14 protein-coding genes are annotated in these 18,910 nt (G+C 72.3%); 7 read left to right on the forward strand and 7 right to left on the reverse strand.

Translation table 11 applies throughout. The features are described from left to right. Positions 1-71: 71 nt before the first annotated feature. Complete coding sequence (locus tag ABZ562_RS15490) at positions 72-536, forward strand: low molecular weight protein-tyrosine-phosphatase (RefSeq protein WP_361478672.1); 465 nt, start codon at positions 72-74, stop codon at positions 534-536. Beyond that, the gene (locus tag ABZ562_RS15495) at positions 533-1,393 is read left to right on the forward strand and encodes a fructosamine kinase family protein (RefSeq protein WP_361478675.1); all 861 of its coding nucleotides are present in this window, start codon (positions 533-535) and stop codon (positions 1,391-1,393) included. Before ABZ562_RS15490 ends, ABZ562_RS15495 begins: the two co-directional genes overlap by 4 nt. A gap of 7 nt (positions 1,394-1,400) precedes the next feature. On the opposite strand, the gene ABZ562_RS15500 is transcribed toward ABZ562_RS15495, so the two are convergent. Further along, positions 1,401-2,393, reverse strand: coding sequence for a WYL domain-containing protein (locus tag ABZ562_RS15500; protein ID WP_361478678.1), 993 nt, complete (start codon positions 2,391-2,393; stop codon positions 1,401-1,403). A 97-nt stretch (positions 2,394-2,490) separates the two neighbouring features. On the opposite strand from ABZ562_RS15500, the gene ABZ562_RS15505 reads away from it, so the two are divergent. Continuing rightward, positions 2,491-2,871, forward strand: a complete 381-nt coding sequence (locus ABZ562_RS15505; protein ID WP_361478681.1) for a VOC family protein — start codon at positions 2,491-2,493, stop codon at positions 2,869-2,871. Positions 2,872-2,873: 2 nt separating this feature from the next. Here the strand turns inward: ABZ562_RS15505 and ABZ562_RS15510 are convergent, their stop codons facing one another. From ABZ562_RS15510 to ABZ562_RS15520, 3 genes are read right to left on the reverse strand one after another with little or no spacing between them, the layout of a single operon-like run. Then, a complete protein-coding gene (locus tag ABZ562_RS15510; RefSeq protein WP_361478684.1) occupies positions 2,874-4,403 on the reverse strand; it encodes an aldehyde dehydrogenase family protein in 1,530 nt (509 codons plus the stop codon). Between the two features lie 46 nt (positions 4,404-4,449). Further along, positions 4,450-5,853 (reverse strand): VOC family protein, encoded by a 1,404-nt coding sequence (locus ABZ562_RS15515; protein ID WP_361478687.1) that lies wholly within the window; start codon positions 5,851-5,853, stop codon positions 4,450-4,452. 45 nt (positions 5,854-5,898) lie between these two features. Then, complete coding sequence (locus ABZ562_RS15520) at positions 5,899-7,098, reverse strand: FAD-binding oxidoreductase (protein ID WP_361478886.1); 1,200 nt, start codon at positions 7,096-7,098, stop codon at positions 5,899-5,901. Between the two features lie 173 nt (positions 7,099-7,271). Between ABZ562_RS15520 and ABZ562_RS15525 the strand changes: the two genes are divergently transcribed. From ABZ562_RS15525 to ABZ562_RS15540, 4 genes are all read left to right on the forward strand, one after another. After that, positions 7,272-8,186, forward strand: coding sequence for a LysR substrate-binding domain-containing protein (locus ABZ562_RS15525; RefSeq protein WP_361478690.1), 915 nt, complete (start codon positions 7,272-7,274; stop codon positions 8,184-8,186). A 119-nt stretch (positions 8,187-8,305) separates the two neighbouring features. Beyond that, on the forward strand, positions 8,306-9,451 hold the full coding sequence (locus tag ABZ562_RS15530) for a Glu/Leu/Phe/Val dehydrogenase dimerization domain-containing protein (RefSeq protein WP_361478693.1): 1,146 nt from the start codon (positions 8,306-8,308) through the stop codon (positions 9,449-9,451). A gap of 338 nt (positions 9,452-9,789) precedes the next feature. Next, the gene (locus ABZ562_RS15535) at positions 9,790-10,428 is read left to right on the forward strand and encodes a YceI family protein (protein WP_361478696.1); all 639 of its coding nucleotides are present in this window, start codon (positions 9,790-9,792) and stop codon (positions 10,426-10,428) included. Positions 10,429-10,550: 122 nt separating this feature from the next. After that, on the forward strand, positions 10,551-12,509 hold the full coding sequence (locus tag ABZ562_RS15540) for a phosphatase PAP2 family protein (RefSeq protein ID WP_361478699.1): 1,959 nt from the start codon (positions 10,551-10,553) through the stop codon (positions 12,507-12,509). 124 nt (positions 12,510-12,633) lie between these two features. On the opposite strand, the gene ABZ562_RS15545 is transcribed toward ABZ562_RS15540, so the two are convergent. The 3 genes from ABZ562_RS15545 to ABZ562_RS15555 form a co-directional block, all read right to left on the reverse strand. After that, the gene (locus ABZ562_RS15545) at positions 12,634-14,520 is read right to left on the reverse strand and encodes a glycoside hydrolase family 9 protein (protein ID WP_361478702.1); all 1,887 of its coding nucleotides are present in this window, start codon (positions 14,518-14,520) and stop codon (positions 12,634-12,636) included. Between the two features lie 119 nt (positions 14,521-14,639). Then, positions 14,640-16,685: a glycoside hydrolase gene (locus ABZ562_RS15550; protein WP_361478704.1), complete on the reverse strand. Its 2,046-nt coding sequence runs from the start codon at positions 16,683-16,685 to the stop codon at positions 14,640-14,642. Positions 16,686-16,813: 128 nt separating this feature from the next. Next, positions 16,814-18,877, reverse strand: a complete 2,064-nt coding sequence (locus tag ABZ562_RS15555; RefSeq protein ID WP_361478707.1) for a beta-galactosidase — start codon at positions 18,875-18,877, stop codon at positions 16,814-16,816. Positions 18,878-18,910: the final 33 nt, after the last annotated feature.

The raw sequence follows: 18,910 nt of genomic DNA on the forward strand, positions 1-18,910 counted from the left end.
GTGGCGCAGGCCGCGGGTCCGGGCGCCCCCGGTGCCATCCGGGCACGGCGGGCGGCCGTACGCTGGGGGCCGTGCACATCTGCTTCGTCTGCAGCGGGAACATCTGCCGCTCGCCGTCCGCCGCGCTGGTCTTCGCCGAGCATCTGCGCCGCGCGGGGCTCGACGGTGCGGTACGGGTCACCAGTGCCGGTATCGGCCCCTGGCACGTCGGCGAGGCCGTCGACGAGCGGGCCGGTGAGGTGCTGGCCCGGCGGGGCTATCCGGTCGGACACGTCGCGGCCCAGGTCGGCGCCGAGCATCTGGACGCCGACCTGATCCTGGCGATGGACGGCGGCCACGCGCGGGCGCTGCGCCGGCTGGTCGACGATCCGTCCCGGGTCCGGATGCTGCGGTCCTTCGACCCGGACGCGACGGGCGACCTGGATGTGCCCGATCCGTACTACGGCGGCCCGGAGGGATTCGACACGGTGCTGGACATGATCGAAGCCGCGACGCCCGGCCTGCTCGCCTGGGCGCGCGAGCGCGTGGGCGCATGACCGGCGAAGGCCCGGGAGCGGCGGCGGGCCGTCTCACCGGCCGCCCGGTGACCGGTGAGCGCGCGATGTCCGGGGCGCTCGCCGAAGTCACCCTCGACGGCGGGCAGGTGGTGATGGTCAAGCGCGGTGACGACCCCGGCGCGGTGGAGGCCGAGGCGGCCGGGCTGCGCTGGCTGGCCGACAGCGGCACGGTCCGCGTCCCGGCCGTGCACGGCCACGACCCGCGCTGGCTGGTGACGGGCCGGGTGCCGTCCGGTCGGCCGGGTGCCGGGGCGGCGGTCCGGTTCGGGCGCGAGCTGGCCGCGCTGCACGCGTCCGGCGCGCCCGCGTTCGGCGCCCCGCCGCCGGGCGGTCCGAAGGACGCGTACATCGGGCTGGCCCCGATGCGCAACGTCACCGGCGAGGACTGGCCGCGCTGGTACGCCGAGCACCGGGTGCTGCCCTATCTGCGCCGCGCGGTGGACGACGGCACGGTGCGTGCCTCCGAGGCGCCCGCGATCGAGCGCGTCTGCGAGCGTCTGCCGGATCTGGCGGGCCCCGCCGAGCCGCCCGCCCGGCTGCACGGCGATCTGTGGAACGGCAATGTGCTGTGGGACGCCGACGGGCGGGCCTGGCTGATCGATCCGGCCGCGCACGGCGGCCACCGGGAAACCGATCTGGCGATGCTGCACCTGTTCGGCTGTCCGCATCTGGACCGGGTGCTGGAGGGCTATCAGGAGGCGGCACCGCTCGCCGACGGCTGGGCGGACCGCATCGGGCTGCACCAGCTCTTCCCGCTGCTGGTGCACGCGGTGCTGTTCGGACGCGGCTACGCCGAGCAGGCACTCGCGGCGGCCCGGGCCGCATCGGCGCGCTGAACGCCCCTCATGCGCGGGCCGCGCGGGCGAGCCGGTCGGCGAGCGCCGCGACGAGGTCGCGCAGCTCGTCGGGGCGCTCGATGACGAACGGCAGGTCCAGCGACGCGAGCACACCGGGCAGCCAGTCGAGCCGTTCCACGCGCAGTTCGACGCGGGACCAGGGCGGGGACGCGGGCCGGGAAGGGATCTCCTCCACGATCGCGACGCTCGCCGGCAGCCGGGTGTGGATCCGTTCGGCCGTCCCCTGGATCCGCAGGGTCACCCGGTGCCGGTACGGCGCGGTGGCGAGCCCTTCCAGGACGCGCCGCGCCGGGTCGGGACCGGTGGGCGGTTCGAAGGAGCCGGGCAGGGTCCGCGCCTCGGCGACGCGGTCCAGCCGGAACGTGCGGTCCTCGCCGATCGCGGGGTCCACGCCGGTCACGTACCACTTGCCCGCGTGGGCGACGAGCCCGTACGGGTGCAGGGTGCGGTCGCCGCTGCGGCCGTCGGCGGCGGTGTACCGGATCCGGACCGGCCGGTGATGGCGCACCGCGTCGGCGACCGTCAGCAGGACCGGGGCCTGCGGGGCGGCCGACGCATCGGGAGGCGGGGCCGTGAAGGCGAGGGAGTCGAGCACGGCGTCGAGCCGGCGGCGGAGCCGTTCGGGCAGCACCCGCCGGATCTTGGCCGCCGCCGTCTCGCCCGCGGTGTCCGTGGCCGCCGTGCCGGTGGCCGCCGTCAGGCCACCGCGCCGGCCGGCGGCCAGGCCGAGCAGCACGGCGAGCGCTTCGTCGTCGGTCAGCATGAGCGGGGGCAGGCGGTATCCGGGGGCGAGCCGGTAGCCGCCGTAGCGGCCGCGCACCGACTCGACGGGCACGTCGAGGTCGATGAGGTGGTCGGCGTACCTCCGGACCGTGCGCTCGTCCACGCCGAGCCGGTCGGCGAGTTCGGAAACGGTGCGGAGGCCGCCCGACTGCAGAAGCTCCAGCAGGGTGAGCACACGGGCGATGGGTCGCGGCATACGGGCAAGTCTGCCGCAAATACCGGGCGGGTTCTGCCCGGTATCCGCCGTAGCGTGCGCTCCGAAGCACCGGAAAACCCATGCCAGGAGAGCAACCATGAACTTCGTCTCGATCCGCGTCATCACGGGCGACATCACCCGCCTCGTCGGCTTCTACGAACGCGTCACCGGCGTGCGGGCGCACTGGTCCACCGAGGACTTCGCCGAGCTGAGGACTGCCTCGGCCACTCTGGCGATCGGCAGCACCCGCACCGTCCCGCTGTTCGCGCCCGGCTCGTCCCACCCGGCCGACAACCGCAGCGTCATCCTGGAGTTCCGGGTGGACGACGTGGACGAGGTGTACCGGAACCTGACCGGCTTCGTGGAGGATGTCGTCAAGGAGCCCACCACGATGCCCTGGGGCAACCGGTCGCTGCTGTTCCGTGACCCGGACGGCAATCTCGTCAACTTCTTCACACCCGCCGTCGAACGAAGCTGACGTCAGAGAAAGCTGACGTTCTGGGCGAGGGCGAGCCGGCTGGAGTAGTTGATGGTGTTGGTGGCCGGGCGCATGTAGGCGCGCCAGGAGTCGGAGCCGGACTCGCGGCCGCCACCGGTTTCCTTCTCGCCCCCGAAGGCGCCACCGATCTCGGCCCCGGAGGTGCCGATGTTGACGTTGGCGATGCCGCAGTCGGATCCCTCGGCGGAGAGGAAGAGTTCGGCTTCCCGCTGGTCGCGGGTGAAGATGCTGGAGGACAGGCCCTGTGGGACGTCGTTGTGCAGGGCGATGGCCTCCTCGAGGGTGTCGTAGGTCATGACGTACACGATCGGGGCGAACGTCTCCTCCCGTACGACCTCGCTCTGCTCGTCCACGCGGACGATGACGGGTTCGGCGTAGGCGGCCAGCGGCAGCTCCTCGGCCAGGCGGCGGTTGCCGCCCGCCAGGATCTTGCCGCCTTCGGCCTGGACGCGGGTGAGGGCGTGTCGCATGCCGTCGAGGGCCGTGGTGGAGATGAGTGGGCCGACGAGGGTGTCCTCGTCGAAGGGGTTGCCGATGGGGAGTGTGGTGTAGGCGGCGGTCAGCCGGGCGATGAGGGTGTCGGCGATTGTCCGGTGGACGATGAGGCGGCGCAGCGTCGTGCAGCGCTGCCCGGCGGTGCCGGCCGCGGCGAACACGATGCCCTGGACGGCGAGGTCGAGGTCGGCGGAGGGGGCGACGACGGCGGCGTTGTTGCCGCCGAGTTCGAGCAGGCTGCGGCCGAAGCGGGCGGCGACGCGGGGGCCCACCTCACGGCCCATGCGGGTGGAGCCGGTGGCGCTGACGAGGGCGACCCGGGGGTCGTCCACGAGCTTCTCGCCGATGGCGCGGTCGCCGAGCAGCAGCCGGTGGACGTCGCGGGGCGCGCCGACGTCCTCGGCGGCCCGGGCGAGGAGCCGGTCGCAGGCCAGGGAGATCAGCGGGGTGAGGTCGGACGGCTTCCAGATCACGGTGTCGCCGCAGGCCAGGGCGACGGCGGTGTTCCAGGACCAGACGGCGGCGGGGAAGTTGAACGCGGAGATGACGCCGACGACACCGAGCGGGTGCCAGGTCTCGGCGAGCCGGTGGCCGGGGCGTTCGGAGGCGATGGTGCGTCCGTAGAGCTGGCGGGACAGGCCGACGGCGAAGTCACAGATGTCGATCATTTCCTGGACCTCGCCCAGCGCCTCGGAGCGGATCTTGCCCGCCTCGATGGTGATGAGGTCGGCCAGGTCGCCCTTGTGGTCGCGCAGCAACTCGCCCAGGCGGCGCGGTAGTTCGCCGCGCCGGGGCGCGGGGGTGGTGCGCCAGGTGAGGAAGGCCGCGCGGGAGGCGGCGATGGCCTCCTCGGCGCCGGCCGGGGTCGCGGCGGCCAGGCCGAACAGATCCTCGCCGGTGATCGGGGTGCGGGCGGTGAGACCGCTGCCCTCCGGGACGCGGGCACCGACGCGCTCCAGGGCGGTGCGGGCCCGGCCGCGCAGCTCCTCGGTGGTGGGAAGGGCGGTGCTCGTCATGGGTACTCCCTGGAGAGGTCGGGGGTGGGCGGGGTGCGTCGCGGTGTCAGCCGAGCGCGCCGTCGAGTTCCAGCGCTCCGGCGGCCTCGGCGATGGAGCGGTTCTGCTGCTGCTCGTAGAGGGCGAAGGGGTCGAGGACGTCGCGGCCGATGGCGCCGGACAGCCAGGCGCTGTCGTAGGCGGTTCCCGCGTGGTCGTTGTTGCGGGCGCCTTCTCCGGTGAGGTTGGACTGGAAGATCCCGGCGGCGGAGCGGGGCAGGAAGTCCTCGTAGACGATGGGTTCGGCGCGCAGCCAGCCCTGGGCCACCAGGTCGCCGAGGTCGGCGGGCGGGCGGCTGCCGTCCCGTGGCCGGCCGGGCACGGCGTGGTAGGTGAAGTAGCCCAGTTTCCGGTCGGCGAGCTGCTGTTCGGTGGCGGGGACGTGCGCGGCCCACAGCGCGCGGGCGATGTCACCGCGGTCCGCATCGGGGCGGGTGGCGGCCTCCTCGTCGATACGGGTCAGCAGCCGGTCGTAGAGGGCGCGGCCCTCGCGGGTGAGGGCGATGCCGCGCGCCTCGACCTCACCGAACCGCACCCGCAGCGCCCCGCTGGTCACGCCGCCGTCGGCGGTGCGCATGGCGCGGGGTTCGGCGAGGGCGCGGAAGGAGGTCTGGCGCAGCAGCAGATCGGGGCCGTCCCAGCGCGGGGGCCCCTGGATGGTGTCGATCATTTCGATGCCGCGGTCGGTCATGCGCCGGTACAGCTCGTCGATGTCCAGCACGCGCGGGGTGAGGTGGTTGATGTGGGTGGAGCGGACGCCGCCGATGTCCGCGGCGACGGCGGAGACCCGCTCCAGGGTCGCGTACCAGCCCCGGTCGATCGGCTCGGTCGACAGCTCGAAGGCCCGCACCGCCAGGTGGAGGAAGCGTTCCGCCTCCGCTTCGGGCAGTTCGCCTGTCGCCTCGGCCCGGTCGGCGAGGGCGAGCAGTTCCGGCGGGAACAACTCACGGGCGGCGAGGAAGGTTTCCAGCCGGGCGCGCAGGTCGTCGTCGAAGAAGCGCGGGTCGGCGGGGGTGAGCATGGAGGTGAAGACGCGGAACGGGTTGCGCGCCAGCTCCTCGCCGTCGGTGGGGCGGAAGGCGGTGGAGACGACGGGCACCGCGCTGGCGGCGGCCTCGCGCAGGTCGTAGAAGCCGGTCGGGTGCATGCCGAGGGCGCCGAAGACGCGCGCGACCTGGCTCATCTCCCGCGGGGTGCCGACCCGGATCGCGCCGTGGCGCTCCGCGGTGACCCGGCTGATGGAGCCCAGCCGCTCGGCGTCGGCGCCCCGGGTGCGCAGCACGTCGTCGTTGACCTCGCGGGAGACGTCCACAAGGGTGGTGTAGGCGGGGACCTCCCGCCCGTACATGTCCGAGAGCCGGGCGGCGAACGCGGCGCGCAGCTGCCACTGACGATGTGTCCGGCTGGTCATCGGAAGTGCTGCCTTTCGGTTGGCGGTTCACACCACGTGGGCGGTTCACACCACATGGGCTTCGGGACGCGCCTGCGCTCCGGTGGTGAAGCGGTCGGCGCTGAACGGCGTGACGTCGAGGAACGGTGTGCGGTCCAGATACAGGTCCCGGACGATCTCGCCGACCGCCGGGGCCTGCAGGAAGCCATGCCCGGAAAACCCGGTCGCGTAAAGCACGTTGCCCGATTCGCCGGAGCGGCCGATCAGCGCGTTGTGGTCCGGGGTGATCTCGTAGAGCCCGGCCCAGCCGCCGGACGTCTCCATGTCGGCCAGGGCCGGGGCCCGACGGCGTGCGGCGGCGCGGAACAGCTCCAGCCACTCCGGGGTCCAGGTGGTGTCGTAGCCGTCGGCCTGGCCGGGGTCGGCGAGGCCGAACAGCAGCCCGTCGTCGCTGTTGTGGAAGTAGGCCGTGGAGGAGAAGTCGATGGTGAAGGGGATGCGCGGGGCGGGCGGGCTGAGCGGGGCGGTGAAGGCCACCTGACGGCGCACCGGGCGCACCGGGAGGTCGATGCCGAGCATGTCCCCGATCCGCGCCGACCAGGCGCCCGCGGTGCAGATCACGGTGGCGCAGGAGATCGGCCCGTGGTCGGTGTGCACGGTGGTGGCCCGGTCCCCGGCGGTGTCGATGGCGGTGACGGCGGTGTGCGTGGCGAAGGTGACTCCGGCCCGGGCGGCGGCGCGCGCGTAGCCCTGGATGACCAGCCCGGGGCGGGCGTGGCCGTCGGTGGGCGAGTGGACGGCGGCCACGAGCCCGTCGGTGCTGATGTAGGGGCACAGCCGCTGTGCCTCCCGCGGGCCGATCATGCGGCTGGGCACGTCGAGGCCGTTCTGGGTGCGCACGCAGGCCTCGAAGTCCGTGGCCTGCTGCTCGCTGGTGAGCAGGAAGAGGTAGCCGACCCTGTCGAGCCGGATGTCGGCGCCGGGGCGTCGCGGGAAGTCCTGGTAGGCGCGCAGGCTACGGCTGCCCAGCTGGATGTTCAGCGGGTCGGAGAACTGGGCCCGGACGCCGCCGATGGGCTTGCCCGAGCTGCCGCAGCCCAGCTCTCCGCGTTCGACGACGACGATGTTCGCCACTCCGGCCTCGGCCAGGTGGAAGGCGGTGCTGGTGCCCATGACGCCACCGCCGATGATCACGATGTCGGCGGCCGGCGGAACGGTGCGGAAGGAGGAGGGGGACGCGGAGGGCGAAGGGGGCGAGGAGGACACGTGGCCGATCCCTTCCCGAGGCGGGCGCCGGGCCGGAAGGTTCTCCGGCCCGGGCGCGGCGCGGCTGTCGCAGTGCAGGACGATGCCGATCAGCTGTCTGCCGGTCATCGTGCAGCACCCGGACCGTTGACGTCCATGAACAGTTACTGCTCGTGATCTATTAGGGTCTCTATATGGACTGGACGAGTGCCCAGCTGCGTTCCCTCGTCGAACTGACCCGGCGCGGCACCATCACCGCGGTGGCGGAGTCGCTGGGGTACACCCCCGGCGGGGTCTCGCAGCAGATCGCCGCGCTGGAGAAGGCGACCGGCATGGAGCTGCTGCGGCGGACCGGGCGCAGGGTGGAGCTGACCGACGCGGGGATGACGCTGGCCCGGCACGCCGAGCGGATCCTGACCACGGAGGCCGAGGCGGTGGAGGCCCTGGAGCGCACCCGCAACGACGCCTCGGGCACGCTGCTGGTCGGCCTGTTCACCACGGCCGCCGCCGAGATCCTGCCGCCCGCGCTGCGCAAGGCGCGCGAGGACCATCCGGGGCTTGCGGTCCGCAGCCGCGACATGGACGTGGACGAGGTGTACGACGCGGTGGCGTCCGGGGCCGTGGACCTCGCGATCGGCCTCGACTACCCGGACGTGCCGATCCCGCGCGACCCGGCGCTGCGGGTGACGCGGCTGCACCGGGAGCGCTTCTCGCTCGCGGTGCCGACCGGTTCGATGGGCCGCCGGGAGGCCGTCTCCATGGCGCAGACCCGGGACCTGAAGTGGATCCTGCCGTCCGCCGAGAGCTACTACGGGCGCGCCGTGCGCACCGCCTTCCGCCGGGCGGGCGTCGAGCCCGAGGTGCTGCACGAGGTGACGGACACCGCGGCGACCCTGGCGCTGGTCGAGGCGGGGGTGGGGGTGAGCACGGTGACGGATCTGATGCTGCGGCTGCGGCCCTCCCGCTTCGATGTGGTGCGGCTGCGCGAGACGATCGAGCGGCACATCGTCGTGGTGTTCCGCTGCGCCGCGGAGCGCAGGCCCACCGTGGTGGCCCTCGTCGACGTCCTGCGCGCCGTGACGCGGTCGGGGCTGGGCGGGCGAGCATAAGCGTTCCCTGCTCCCCGGTAGCGATTCCGTCGCCCTGCCGGCCCTTGTGGGGCCGGGTCACCGGCCCCATCGTGAGGTGGACCACGGATCCATCGATCTACGGAAGAAGGACGGCAGACGTGGCTGACGCACTCTCGCTCGTTGACGACTGGGGTCCCGAGAAGATCGTCGTCGTCTCCCACCGGCGCACCGGCATGAAGGGCGTGCTGGTCGTGGACAACACGGCCCGGGGTACGGCCAAGGGCGGCACCCGTATGAGCCCCACGGTGACGGTCGGGGAAGTCGCCCGGCTGGCCCGCGTCATGACCTGGAAGTGGGCCGGTGTCGACCTGTTCTACGGTGGCGCCAAGGCGGGCATCGTCGCCGATCCGGCGTCCCCCGACAAGGAGGCGATCCTGCGCGCGTTCGCCCGCGCGCTGTCCAACGAGGTGCCCCGCGAGTACGTGATGGGGCTGGACATGGGGCTGACGGAGAGCGACGCCGCCATCATCCAGGACGAGTTGGGAGACCGTGGCGCGGCCGTCGGCACCCCGGAGCACCTGGGCGGCGTCGCCTACGACAAGCTCGGGGTCACGGGCTTCGGCGTCGCCGAGGCCGCCGACGCGGCCGTACAGCGCCGCGGACTGTCCTTGTCCGGCTGCCGGGTGGCCATCCAAGGGTTCGGCGCCGTGGGCGCGGCCGCGGCGGCGCGGTTCGCCGAACTGGGCGCCACCGTGGTGGCCGTGTCCACCGCCCGTGGCGCGCTGCACGATCCCGGCGGGCTGGGCGTGCCGTCCCTGCTGGCCGCCCGCGAGGAGCACGGCGACGACTTCGTCGTCCGCCACGCCCGGGGCGAGGCGCTCGCCCCCGGTCAGGAACTCACCGTCGACTGCGACATCCTGGTGCCCGCCGCCCTGCAGGACGTCATCGACGACCGGACGGCCCAGCTGATCAAGGCCGGGCTGGTGGTCGAGGGCGCCAATCTGCCCACCTCACCGGCGGCTCGGGAGATCCTCGCCGGGCGCGGTGTCACCGTGCTGCCCGACTTCGTGGCCAACGCCGGCGGTGTCGTCGCCGCCGCGTTCGCCATGGACGCCCGCTACTCCGGGTTCCGTCCGGAGACCCGCACCATCTTCGAGACGATCTCCGGTCGGCTGCGCGCCAACGCCGTCACCGTCCTGGACGAGGCCGAGCGCCGTGGCACCACGCCGCACGCGGCCGGGCTGGGGCTGGCCGAGGAGCGCGTCCGCGCCGCCATGCGCAGCAAGGGACGCCTGCCCCGCTGAGCAGGGGCCGCACACGATCCACCACAGCCATACCTGATCGTGGAGATTTGTTGAAGAAATAAAAGAGAAAGTGACGACAGGTACGTCAGAGTTAAAGCACCGGTGCCCGAATGCGGTACGAAGCCCGGCGCGCAAAGAGCGTTTCGTCCGCTGATTGGCCGTCATCCGGCAATCCGCGTCCGCCGTTGACATGTGAAGACCCGGTGCCGGTCCCACGATCACGGGACCGGACATCGGAGGGAAACCGCAGACCGGGCGGTAGGGTGACGTCGCAATCCCGGGCCGGTCCAGAAACAGCACTTGCAGCGCACCTCACTCTTGCAGTAACCAGATGCCCCATGAAACTTTTTACTCGCAACTTTTCGCCCCGCTCCGCGGTGACCCAGGACACCCCGGCCTCTTCCGATCGCGACATCCGGCAGGGTCCCGGGCTTTCGGCCCTCACCGGGGAATGGATTATCGACGCGGCGCACAGCAGGATCGGTTTCTCCGTCCGGCACGCCATGGTGACCACGGTGCGCGGCGCCTTCACCGAGTATGAGAGCCGTCTCTACTTCGACGGCCACGACCCGTCCCGCTCCCGGGCCGAGATCGTGCTGGCCAGCGGCAGCGTCGACACCGGTGTCGAACAGCGCGACGCCCATCTGATGAGCCGCGACTTCCTGGACGCCCGGGCCTACCCGCGCATCAGCTTCCGCAGCACCGAGGTGCGGCTCGCCGGCCAGGACGTCTACCGCATGTCCGGTGACCTCACCCTGCGAGACACCACCCGTCCGGTGGTCCTGGAGCTGACCTACATCGGGCACGTCACCGATCCCTTCGGCGACGAGCGGGTCGGCTTCGACGGCACCACCACCATCAACCGTTCCGAGTGGGGCCTGACCTACAGCGCCAAACTGGCCCAGGGCGGCGCCATGGTGAGCGAGAAGGTCCGCCTGCAGTTCGACATCGCGGCCATCCGCACCCCCGGCACCTGACCCCGCGTCGTACGCCCTCCTGACAACTGCCGCCTCCCGGCGCCCCCGTGCCGTGGAGGCCTCTACACTTCCTTCGCGTCACCGCATCAGCAAGCGCTTACGACGAGAATCGCGAGGGCAGCATGACGGCGCCTACCTCCCCCGGCCGGTCCGCGAGACCCACCCTGGACCGCAGGGGTTTCCTCCGGCGTTCCGCCTCGGTCCCGGCGGGGCTCATCGCCGCCCCGACGGCGTCGGCCCTCCTGTCCGGCCCTCCGGCCCGGGCGGCGGAGAGGACGGCCGGGCGGACCCTCACGTCCTTCGTCGACGACTACCGGACCAACACCACCGCCAACCTCACCCCCGAGACCAACGCGGCCCTGCGCATCCTGAGCGGTGTGCGGCGACTCTGGCACACCGGCACGGCCTGGAACAACGGCACCCCGCTCGCGGCCGCCGTACTGCGTGCCAACATGCGCTACTCGATCGCCCTCACCGCGCGGCGCACCGACGCACAGGCCCGGGAATCCTTCCTCTACGACCGGCAGGACCAGAGTTACGCGGCCACCGCCGGTCTCGGCCCGCTCACCGAGGTCTACCGCACCGGCGCCAAGGCCGTCACCAGCATCACCAGCGCCCCGGACACCACCCCGGCCGGCACGGTCGGCGACGCCGTACCGCCCGGCGCGCCCGCCGGTTCCGCCATCGGGGCCGGGGCCACCGACTCCGACCTCGGCGAGGTCGTCCGGCTCGTGCGGACGCTGCGCGGCCCGTACGCGTCGAGCAACCCCGCCAAGTACGGCTACCAGTACCCGCGGCCGTGGCGGATGACCGAGCACAGCGAGGTCGTGGACACCGGCGCCACGGACCCCTTCGGCTTCCCCGTCTACGCGTCCGAGGTGACCGTCACCCCTCAGCTGCTGCGTCAGCGCGGCGGCAACCCGGCCGAGGACGGCGGTTTCCCGAGCGGTCACACCAACGCGCTCCACCTGGCCGGGCTGGCGCTTGCGTACGCCATACCCGAGCGGTTCCAGGAACTGGTGACCCACGCCTCCGCGGCCTCCCACACCCGGATCGTGTCCGGCATGCACTCCGCCCTCGACGTCGTCGGCGGCCGCGTCCTGGCCACCGCGCTGGCCGCCGCCGCGCTGTACGACCCGGCCAACGCCGGGCTCAAGGCCGCCGCCCGCCGGCAGGCCGCCGACTACCTCCGCTCCCGGACCGGCACCACCGCCGACACGCTCTGGGCCTACGCCCACTCGGCGGGCACGGACACCGATCCGTACGCCGATCGCGCCGCCAACGCGCGCGCGTTCACCGCACGGCTGACGTACATCCTGCCCAGAGGCGGCCGGCACCGCGAGATGACGGTGCCCAAGGGCGCCGAAGTGCTCATCGAGACCCGGCTGCCCTACCTCACCGCGCACCAGCGCCGGGAGGTGCTGCGCACCACCGCCCTGCCCGGCGGATACGCCCTGCTGGAGGGGCCCGAGCAGTGGGGGCGGCTCAACCTCTTCGCCGCCGCGGACGGTTACGGGGCCTTCGACCGCGACGTACGCGTCGAGATGGACGCGGACGACGGCGGCTTCAGCGCGGCCGACGCCTGGCGCAACGACATCACCGGCGACGGCGGCCTCATCAAACGGGGCACCGGCACCCTGACCCTCACCGGCCGCAACCGCTACACCGGCGGCACCCGTGTCGAGGCGGGCACCCTGGTCGCGGGGTCGCCGGAAGCCCTGGGCGCCGGAGACGTCCTGGTGCACGGAGGCACCCTGCGGCTCGCGACGCCCGGTGGCGTACGGGCGCGGCGCGGTCTCGTCGTCGCCTCCGGTGCCACGCTGGAGCTGGCGGCGGACACCGGAGACGGTGGTACACCCGCACTCTCCGTCGCCCGGTCCGCGGTGCTCGGCCGCGACAGTGTCCTCGACATCCACCTGGACGGCCGCCACTCCCCCGCCCGGCACACCCGCGTCAAGGTGCTGCACGCCCCCGGCGGGCTGCACGGGCGGTTCGCCGCCATCAGGGTGCGGCGGGGTGGGCACACGTACACCGCCGTACCGTCGTACTCGCGCGACACACTCACCGTACGGCTGACGTAGACCGTCGGGTCAGCGATCGGCGTGGCCGCAGCGCTCCGGCTGCGGCCACGGCAGATACGCCCCGTCCTCCCGCTCCACCAGGAGCCGCTTGTCATGGGCCAGCACCCCGCGCGGGGCCACACGGTCAGCGCCGCTGATCAGACATATGCTCAACGTCGCCGAGGTAGGAGGCAACCCAGGCCAGCGGCGCGTTCCAGTTGATGGTGATCTCGTTGGTGGAGAACGCCATGATGTCGTCCACGTAGCACATCGCCGGGGCGCAGCCCTTCAGCTTCTTCTTCGCCACCGGGTCCTGCAGTCCGGAGTTCGGGCCACCGGCCAGGGAACCGCGCGCCGGGCTCGGCAGCCTGGGATCGAGCTGGTGCGCCCAGAAGCGGTGGTGCTGGTGGTGGGAGTTCCGTTCGCCGTAGCCCGTGACATAGGACTGGTTGAGCGGGTTGCCGCCCAGCAGATAGTCCATGCCGCGCAGCACCGCGTCGCGGTAGCGGGTCTTCCCGGTCAGCTCGTGCGCGGTGGCGAGCACGACCATGTTGTTCAGCACCTGGCTGTTGGAGCCCCACTCGTACTTACCGTCCTTGGGCGCGTACGGCACCCCGTAGGCCGACTTCGCGGAGTCCGCGGCGTAGCGGTCGGCGGCCTTGATCACCGTCGCGCGCACGGCGGCGCGCTGGGCGGGGTCGAGCTTGCTGGGCACGGTGGCCAGGTCGAGCGCGCCCAGGCCCGCGGTCGCCGACCAGGACAGGGCGCCGCCGCGCGGGAAGAGGGCGTCGACGTCGCCGTTGAGCGGTGAGCCGAGGACCGCCGTGCGGTAGGTGTGCTCACCGGTGGTGAGGAACAGCTCGGCGGCGGCCCAGTAGAACTCGTCGCCGACGTGGCGGTCGCCGTACGCGCCGCCCCCGGTGGAGTCCTTGTCACTGGCGAACATCCTCGGATGCTTCTTGGCGGCGGCCCAGGCGGTCCGGGCCGTGTCCAGGCACCGGGCGGCGAAGCGCGGGTCGTAGGGCTTGAAGAGGCGGGCGCACTGCGCCGCGGTGGCCGCCAGGTTGAGGGTGGCCGCGGTGGACGGCGGGCGCAGCACCCGTGGCTGCTGGTCCTGGTCCGGCCGGGTCGGCAAGCCGGTCCAGTGCTTGTCGTGCACCTTGTGGAAGGCCATACCGGCGTACGGCTTGCCCCGGGGCACCTGCATGCGCAGCAGGAAGTCCATCTCCCAGCGCGCCTCGTCGAGGATGTCGGGGACGCCGTTGCCGCGCTCGGGCACCCGCAGCTTGCCGTCACCCAGCGCGTCGCCGCTTACCCCCGGAGTGGTGCGGGTGCGCTCGTACGCGGACATCAGCTGGGCCACCGAGATGCCGCCGTTGACGACGTATTTGCCCTGGTCACCGGCGTCGTACCAGCCGCCGGAGACATTGCGCCGGTAGTCGGACCCATGCCATCGGAACGGGACGTCGGTGTCGCCACGGTGCGGGGCGGACCGGTCGTGGCCCGCGGGGCGGGCGTACCGGGCCCCGACCAGGTTCTTGTCGATCTTGATGCCGCTGCGGTTGTGGTAGAAGTACGCCAGCGAGTCGGTGCGCAGCGTGTCGTAGAGGTGGTCACCGATGGTGAACGGCTCGCTCTTCTTCCCGCCGATGGTGACGGTGTAGCCCTCGCCCGCGTCGGTGACCTTGCTGAAGTCGAAGGTCTGGACGCGCCGGCGGGAGCTGGGGTCGATGCCCGCGGGGGTGGTGACGCCGCCGGCCCGCTTCGTGCCGTCGGCGGTCCGTAGCGTCCACGTCAGGGGCCTGGTGGCATGGGTGACGACGATGCCCTTCTTGGGGCCGTACGTCGGATAGCCGACCTGGTTCACCCGCACCGGCGAGCCGGTGCGGTCCGTGGAGCCGGGCTTCTCGGCGGCCGGCCGGGCCCGGTGGTCCGCGGCCGCGGCGGCGGGGGCGGCCAGGGCACCGAGCGCGAGGCTCGCTGCGACGGCCGCGCCCAGCACGCGCGGGCGTCGTTCGACGTGTATAGCCATGCCCCAGAGCCTAGGAAGACGGCCTGACCTGCGGCTTCGTACGCTTAGCCGAAATCCGTCTCCCCACATCGACCGAGTCCCGGCTACCTCAATTGAGGTAGCCGGGACTCGGAAAGGGGTCAGCTCACCTCGGAGACCTTCCAGCGCTGGTTCGCTCCGGAATTCGGGGTCCAGGTGTCGACGGCGGCGCCGTCGTGGGTGGCCTGGCCGCCGACCTCCAGCAGCCGTCCGGTGGCCGCGTTGACCAGGGTCCAGGTGCCGTCACCGGTGGTCGACATGATCCACTGGGTGGCCTTGTCCCGTTTCCCGTGGTCCGCCTCCAGCACCGGGGCGCCGTCGCGGACGGCCAGCCGCTTGCCCGCCACGGGGTTGGTGAACACATACCGCTGCCGGTTGCCGGTGTCGCCACTGATCTGGCGCAGCTGCCACCGCTGGCCGGGGGTGGCCGCCTCGGCGCCCTTGATGACGAGCTTGGTGCCGTCGTCCGCGACGGTGAGCGCCTTGCCGCTCTGGACACCGGTCAGCTCGTACGTGTGGCCCTCGCGCAGCAGCGCGGCGTCCTTGGCCACCCCGGAGACGCCCTTGACGAGGAAGGTCGTCACGGACTGGGCGGGCGCGGTGAAGGTGGCCTTCCGGTCGGTCACCTTGATGGTGTCCTGGCGCTCCAGCTTGCCGTCGGCGCTGGTCACCACGGGGGTGACGGTCGCGTGGCGGGCGATCGTGCCGAACTTGGACAGGTCGAGGGTGACGTCGCGCTCACCCGCGCCGCTGTTGACGTGGACGACGGTGGCCGCGTCGCCCTTCCGGGAGACGGCGGCGGCGCTGGAGGTGTCGTCGGTCTTGATGAGCCGGTCGCCGGGCTTGATGTAGTGGGTGAAGTTGCGGGCCGTGTCGAACTTGGTGTTCGTCCGGATGGGGCAGGTGTCGAGCGTGTCCTTGGAGGTGCAGTTGAACGGGAGCTGGATGCTGCCCCAGTTCCCGCCCTTGGCCGACTCCCCGCCGGGCTTCATGTTGTCGTAGTCCTCGACGGGCTGCCAGAACACCCAGGCGCGGGGCTCCAGTTCGCGCAGGTCGTCGACCATCTGCTTGGCCAGTCCGAGGCCGGGCCGCATGTCGGTGAAGCTCTGGCCGTCGCCCCAGTCGCCCTCGACCTCGCTCATCCACAGCGGCTTGTCCGCCGCCTTGGCCAGGTCGCGCACGCTGGTGCGGCCGCCGGTGCCATAGGTGTGGACGTTCATCTGGCCGACGAGATCGCGCACCGCTTGGGGGTAGGTGTTCCAGTTCTGCGTGAAGATGCCGGGGTTGGTCTCGTCCATCGCGGAGATCTTGGTGCCGGTCCGCGCCTTCTTCAGGGCCGGGGCCAGCGCGCTGATCACCTTCTGCTGGAGTTCGGGGCCGATGTGGGCCCCCTCCTGCCGTCCGCCGACCGGTTCGCCGTCGGCGCCCAGTCGGGTGCTCCAGTAGTTGGTGTTGGGTTCGTTGAACGGGTCGAGGGTGTCGACCTTGATGCCGTGCGCCTTCTCCAGCCGCTTGGTGGCGCCCGCCAGATAGGCGGCGAAGTCGTCGACGGAGTCCGGCTTGAGCTGGTCGTCGGTGGCGTTGAAGCCGCCGGAGACATAGCCGCTCTTGGTCATGAACCAGGGCGGCGAGTTGCTGAACGTCTCCCAGTGGTCGATGTCGCCCTTGATGCGGTCGATCCACCAGCGCTGGGTGGCGTCGGCGTCGGGGTTCCAGTCGGCCTTGTCGTCCGCGTTCCACCAGCCGGTGTCCTCGCGCGTGGTGCCCGCCGGGGCCTTCCACCAGCCCTCGACCGCTCCCCCGGCGCGGAGGTAGTCCTTGACGTCGGGGGCGTTGCCGCCGCCGATGTTGTAGCGGGCGATGTTGAGGGCGAGGCCGTCGTCCCCGAAGAGCAGCTTGGCCAGCTTCTCGCGGATCTCCTTGGGGTAGTCGCCGGTGGCGTTGGCGAACCAGACCAGGCTGGTGCCCCAGCCCTCGAATCTCTCCGCCTTGTACGAGGGGTCGGGTGAGACGGTGACGGCGTCGGCCGTCGCCGCAGCCGGGGCCTGCGCGGTCACCGGCGGGGCGGTGATCAGGGCGGCCCCGGTGGCCAGGGCGGTGACTGAGAGGGTTCCCAGGAGTCGTCGTGTGCGGGTACGGCGTGCCAACGTGTGCTCCCAACTCGTGTGCGGACGCTTCGGTGGACCGGCCGCCGTGCCCGCGCGGGCGACGACGGAGTTTCAGGAGGCTGGAGGAGGCTTCGGGAAGCCGCGACGGACGCGGCGGGTCCCGCCCGTCAGGTCGCGGGCTGCCGCAGCACGGCGACGCCCCTGGGGGCCAGGATGAGCGCGCCGTCGTCCGCGCCGCCGCCGATCAGGGGTTCCCCGGCGAGTCCGGTCAGCGGCACCGTGGCGTCGGTGCGGTTGACCAGGAACAGATAGCGGCTGCCGCCGCCGTGGCGCACGGCCAGCTCGACGCTTCCCCGTGCCTCCTCGGGGAGTTCGCTGCCCACACCGGCGGGCGCGAGCAGCCCCGGCAGCAGCCCGGCGAGCCCGTCCGGGCCGAGCCGGGTGGAGACGTACGCGGCCGATCCCCCGCCCACGGCGCGGCGGGTGACGGCGGGGCGGCCCGTGTACGTCCCGCTGCGGTAGTGGGCCAGGACCTCCACCTCGGGGTCGGTGACGGTGATCCGGTCGGTCCACAGGGTGCCGGTGGCCGTGCCGTCGGATACCGACCGGGCCTCGATCAGAGCCGTCTCGCCGTCGAGCAGCGGGCCGAACTCCTCGATGCGGATGCCGAGCAGTTCGCTCAGGGCCCCCGGGTAGCCGCCGAGCCAGATGTGGTCGTTCTCGTCCACGACGCCGGAGAAGTAGGTGGCGATGAGGTGGCCGCCCTGCTCGGCGTACCGGGTGAGGTCCTTGGCCAGCGCCGCGGGGACCATGTGCAGCACCGGCGCGATCAGCACCTCGTACCGGTCGAGGCCGCTCTGCGCGGTGATGACGTCGGCCCGGATGCCGAGGGCGAGGAGGGCGGAGTACCAGTCCAGCGCCTCCTGGCGGTAGTCGAGGCGGGAGGTCGGGTGGGAGTCCTGTTCGCTCGCCCACCACGACTCCCAGTCGAAGACGATCCCGACCCGGGCCGGTTCGCGTGTCGTGCCCGCCACCGGGGCCAGGGTCCGCAGGGTCCCGCCGAGCGCGGCCACCGCGCGGAACACCTCGCTGTCGGGCCCGGCGTGCGGCACCATCGCCGAGTGGTACTTCTCGGCTCCGGCCGCCGACTGCCGCCACTGGAAGTAGCACACCGCGTCGGCGCCGTGCGCGACGTGCAGCAGCGCGTCACGGGCCAGCTCGCCCGGCCGCTTGGCCACGTTGACCGGCTGCCAGTTCACGGCGCTGGTGGAGTGCTCCATCAGGAACCAGGGGCGGCCGCCGGAGATGCCGCTGACGAGGTTCGCGGAGAAGGACAGCTCGTCGCGGTCCTGCGGGCCGGGCCGGACGTAGTGGTCGTTGGAAACGAAGTCGATCTCACCGGCCCAGTCGGCGTAGTTCATGCCCTTGGTCTCGCCCATCACCATGAAGTTGGTGGTGACGGGGATGCCGGGGGTCAGCTCGCGCAGGATGTCCCGCTCCGCGCGCAGGTGCTCCTTCAGCGCGTCGGAGGAGAAGCGCTTGAAGTCCAGCTGCTGGGTGGGGTTCGGGTGGGAGGCGGCCAGCCGGGGCGGCAGGATCTGCTCCCAGTCACTGTACCGCTGGGACCAGAACGCGGTGCCCCAGGCGTGGTTGAGGGCGTCGAGGGTGGTGTAGCGGGCGCGCAGCCAGTCGCGGAAGGCACGGGCGGCGTCGTCGGAGTAGTCGTAGATGTTGTGGCAGCCCAGCTCGTTGGAGACGTGCCAGGCCACCAGGGCGGGATGTCCCGCGTACCGCTCGGCCATCTTCCGCACCAGGCGCAGCGCGTGGGTGCGGAAGACGGGCGAGGTGGGGCGCCAGTGCTGCCGCGCCCCCGGCCACACCGTCTCACCGGAGGCGGTCACCGGGAGGATCTCCGGGTGCGCCGTGGTGAGCCAGGGCGGCGGGGACGCGGTGGCGGTGGCCAGGTCCACCCCGATGCCACCGGTGTGCAGCAGGTCCATGATCTCGTCGAGCCAGCCGAAGTCCCACTCGTCCTCGGCCGGCTGGATGCGGGCCCAGGAGAAGATCCCCACGGAGACGATGGTGACACCGGCCTCGCGCATCAGCCGGATGTCGTCCTCCCACACCTCGCGGGGCCACTGCTCGGGGTTGTAGTCCGCGCCGTAGCCGAGGCGTGGGGTGGGGTCACCGTCCGTCCCGTGCGGAGGCTGGGACTGGAGGGTGGAGATCATGGTGGTCCTTCCGGTGAACCGTACGGGGCGGCG

The organism is Streptomyces sp. NPDC019937, from assembly GCF_040631655.1.
Lineage (GTDB): Bacteria > Actinomycetota > Actinomycetes > Streptomycetales > Streptomycetaceae > Streptomyces.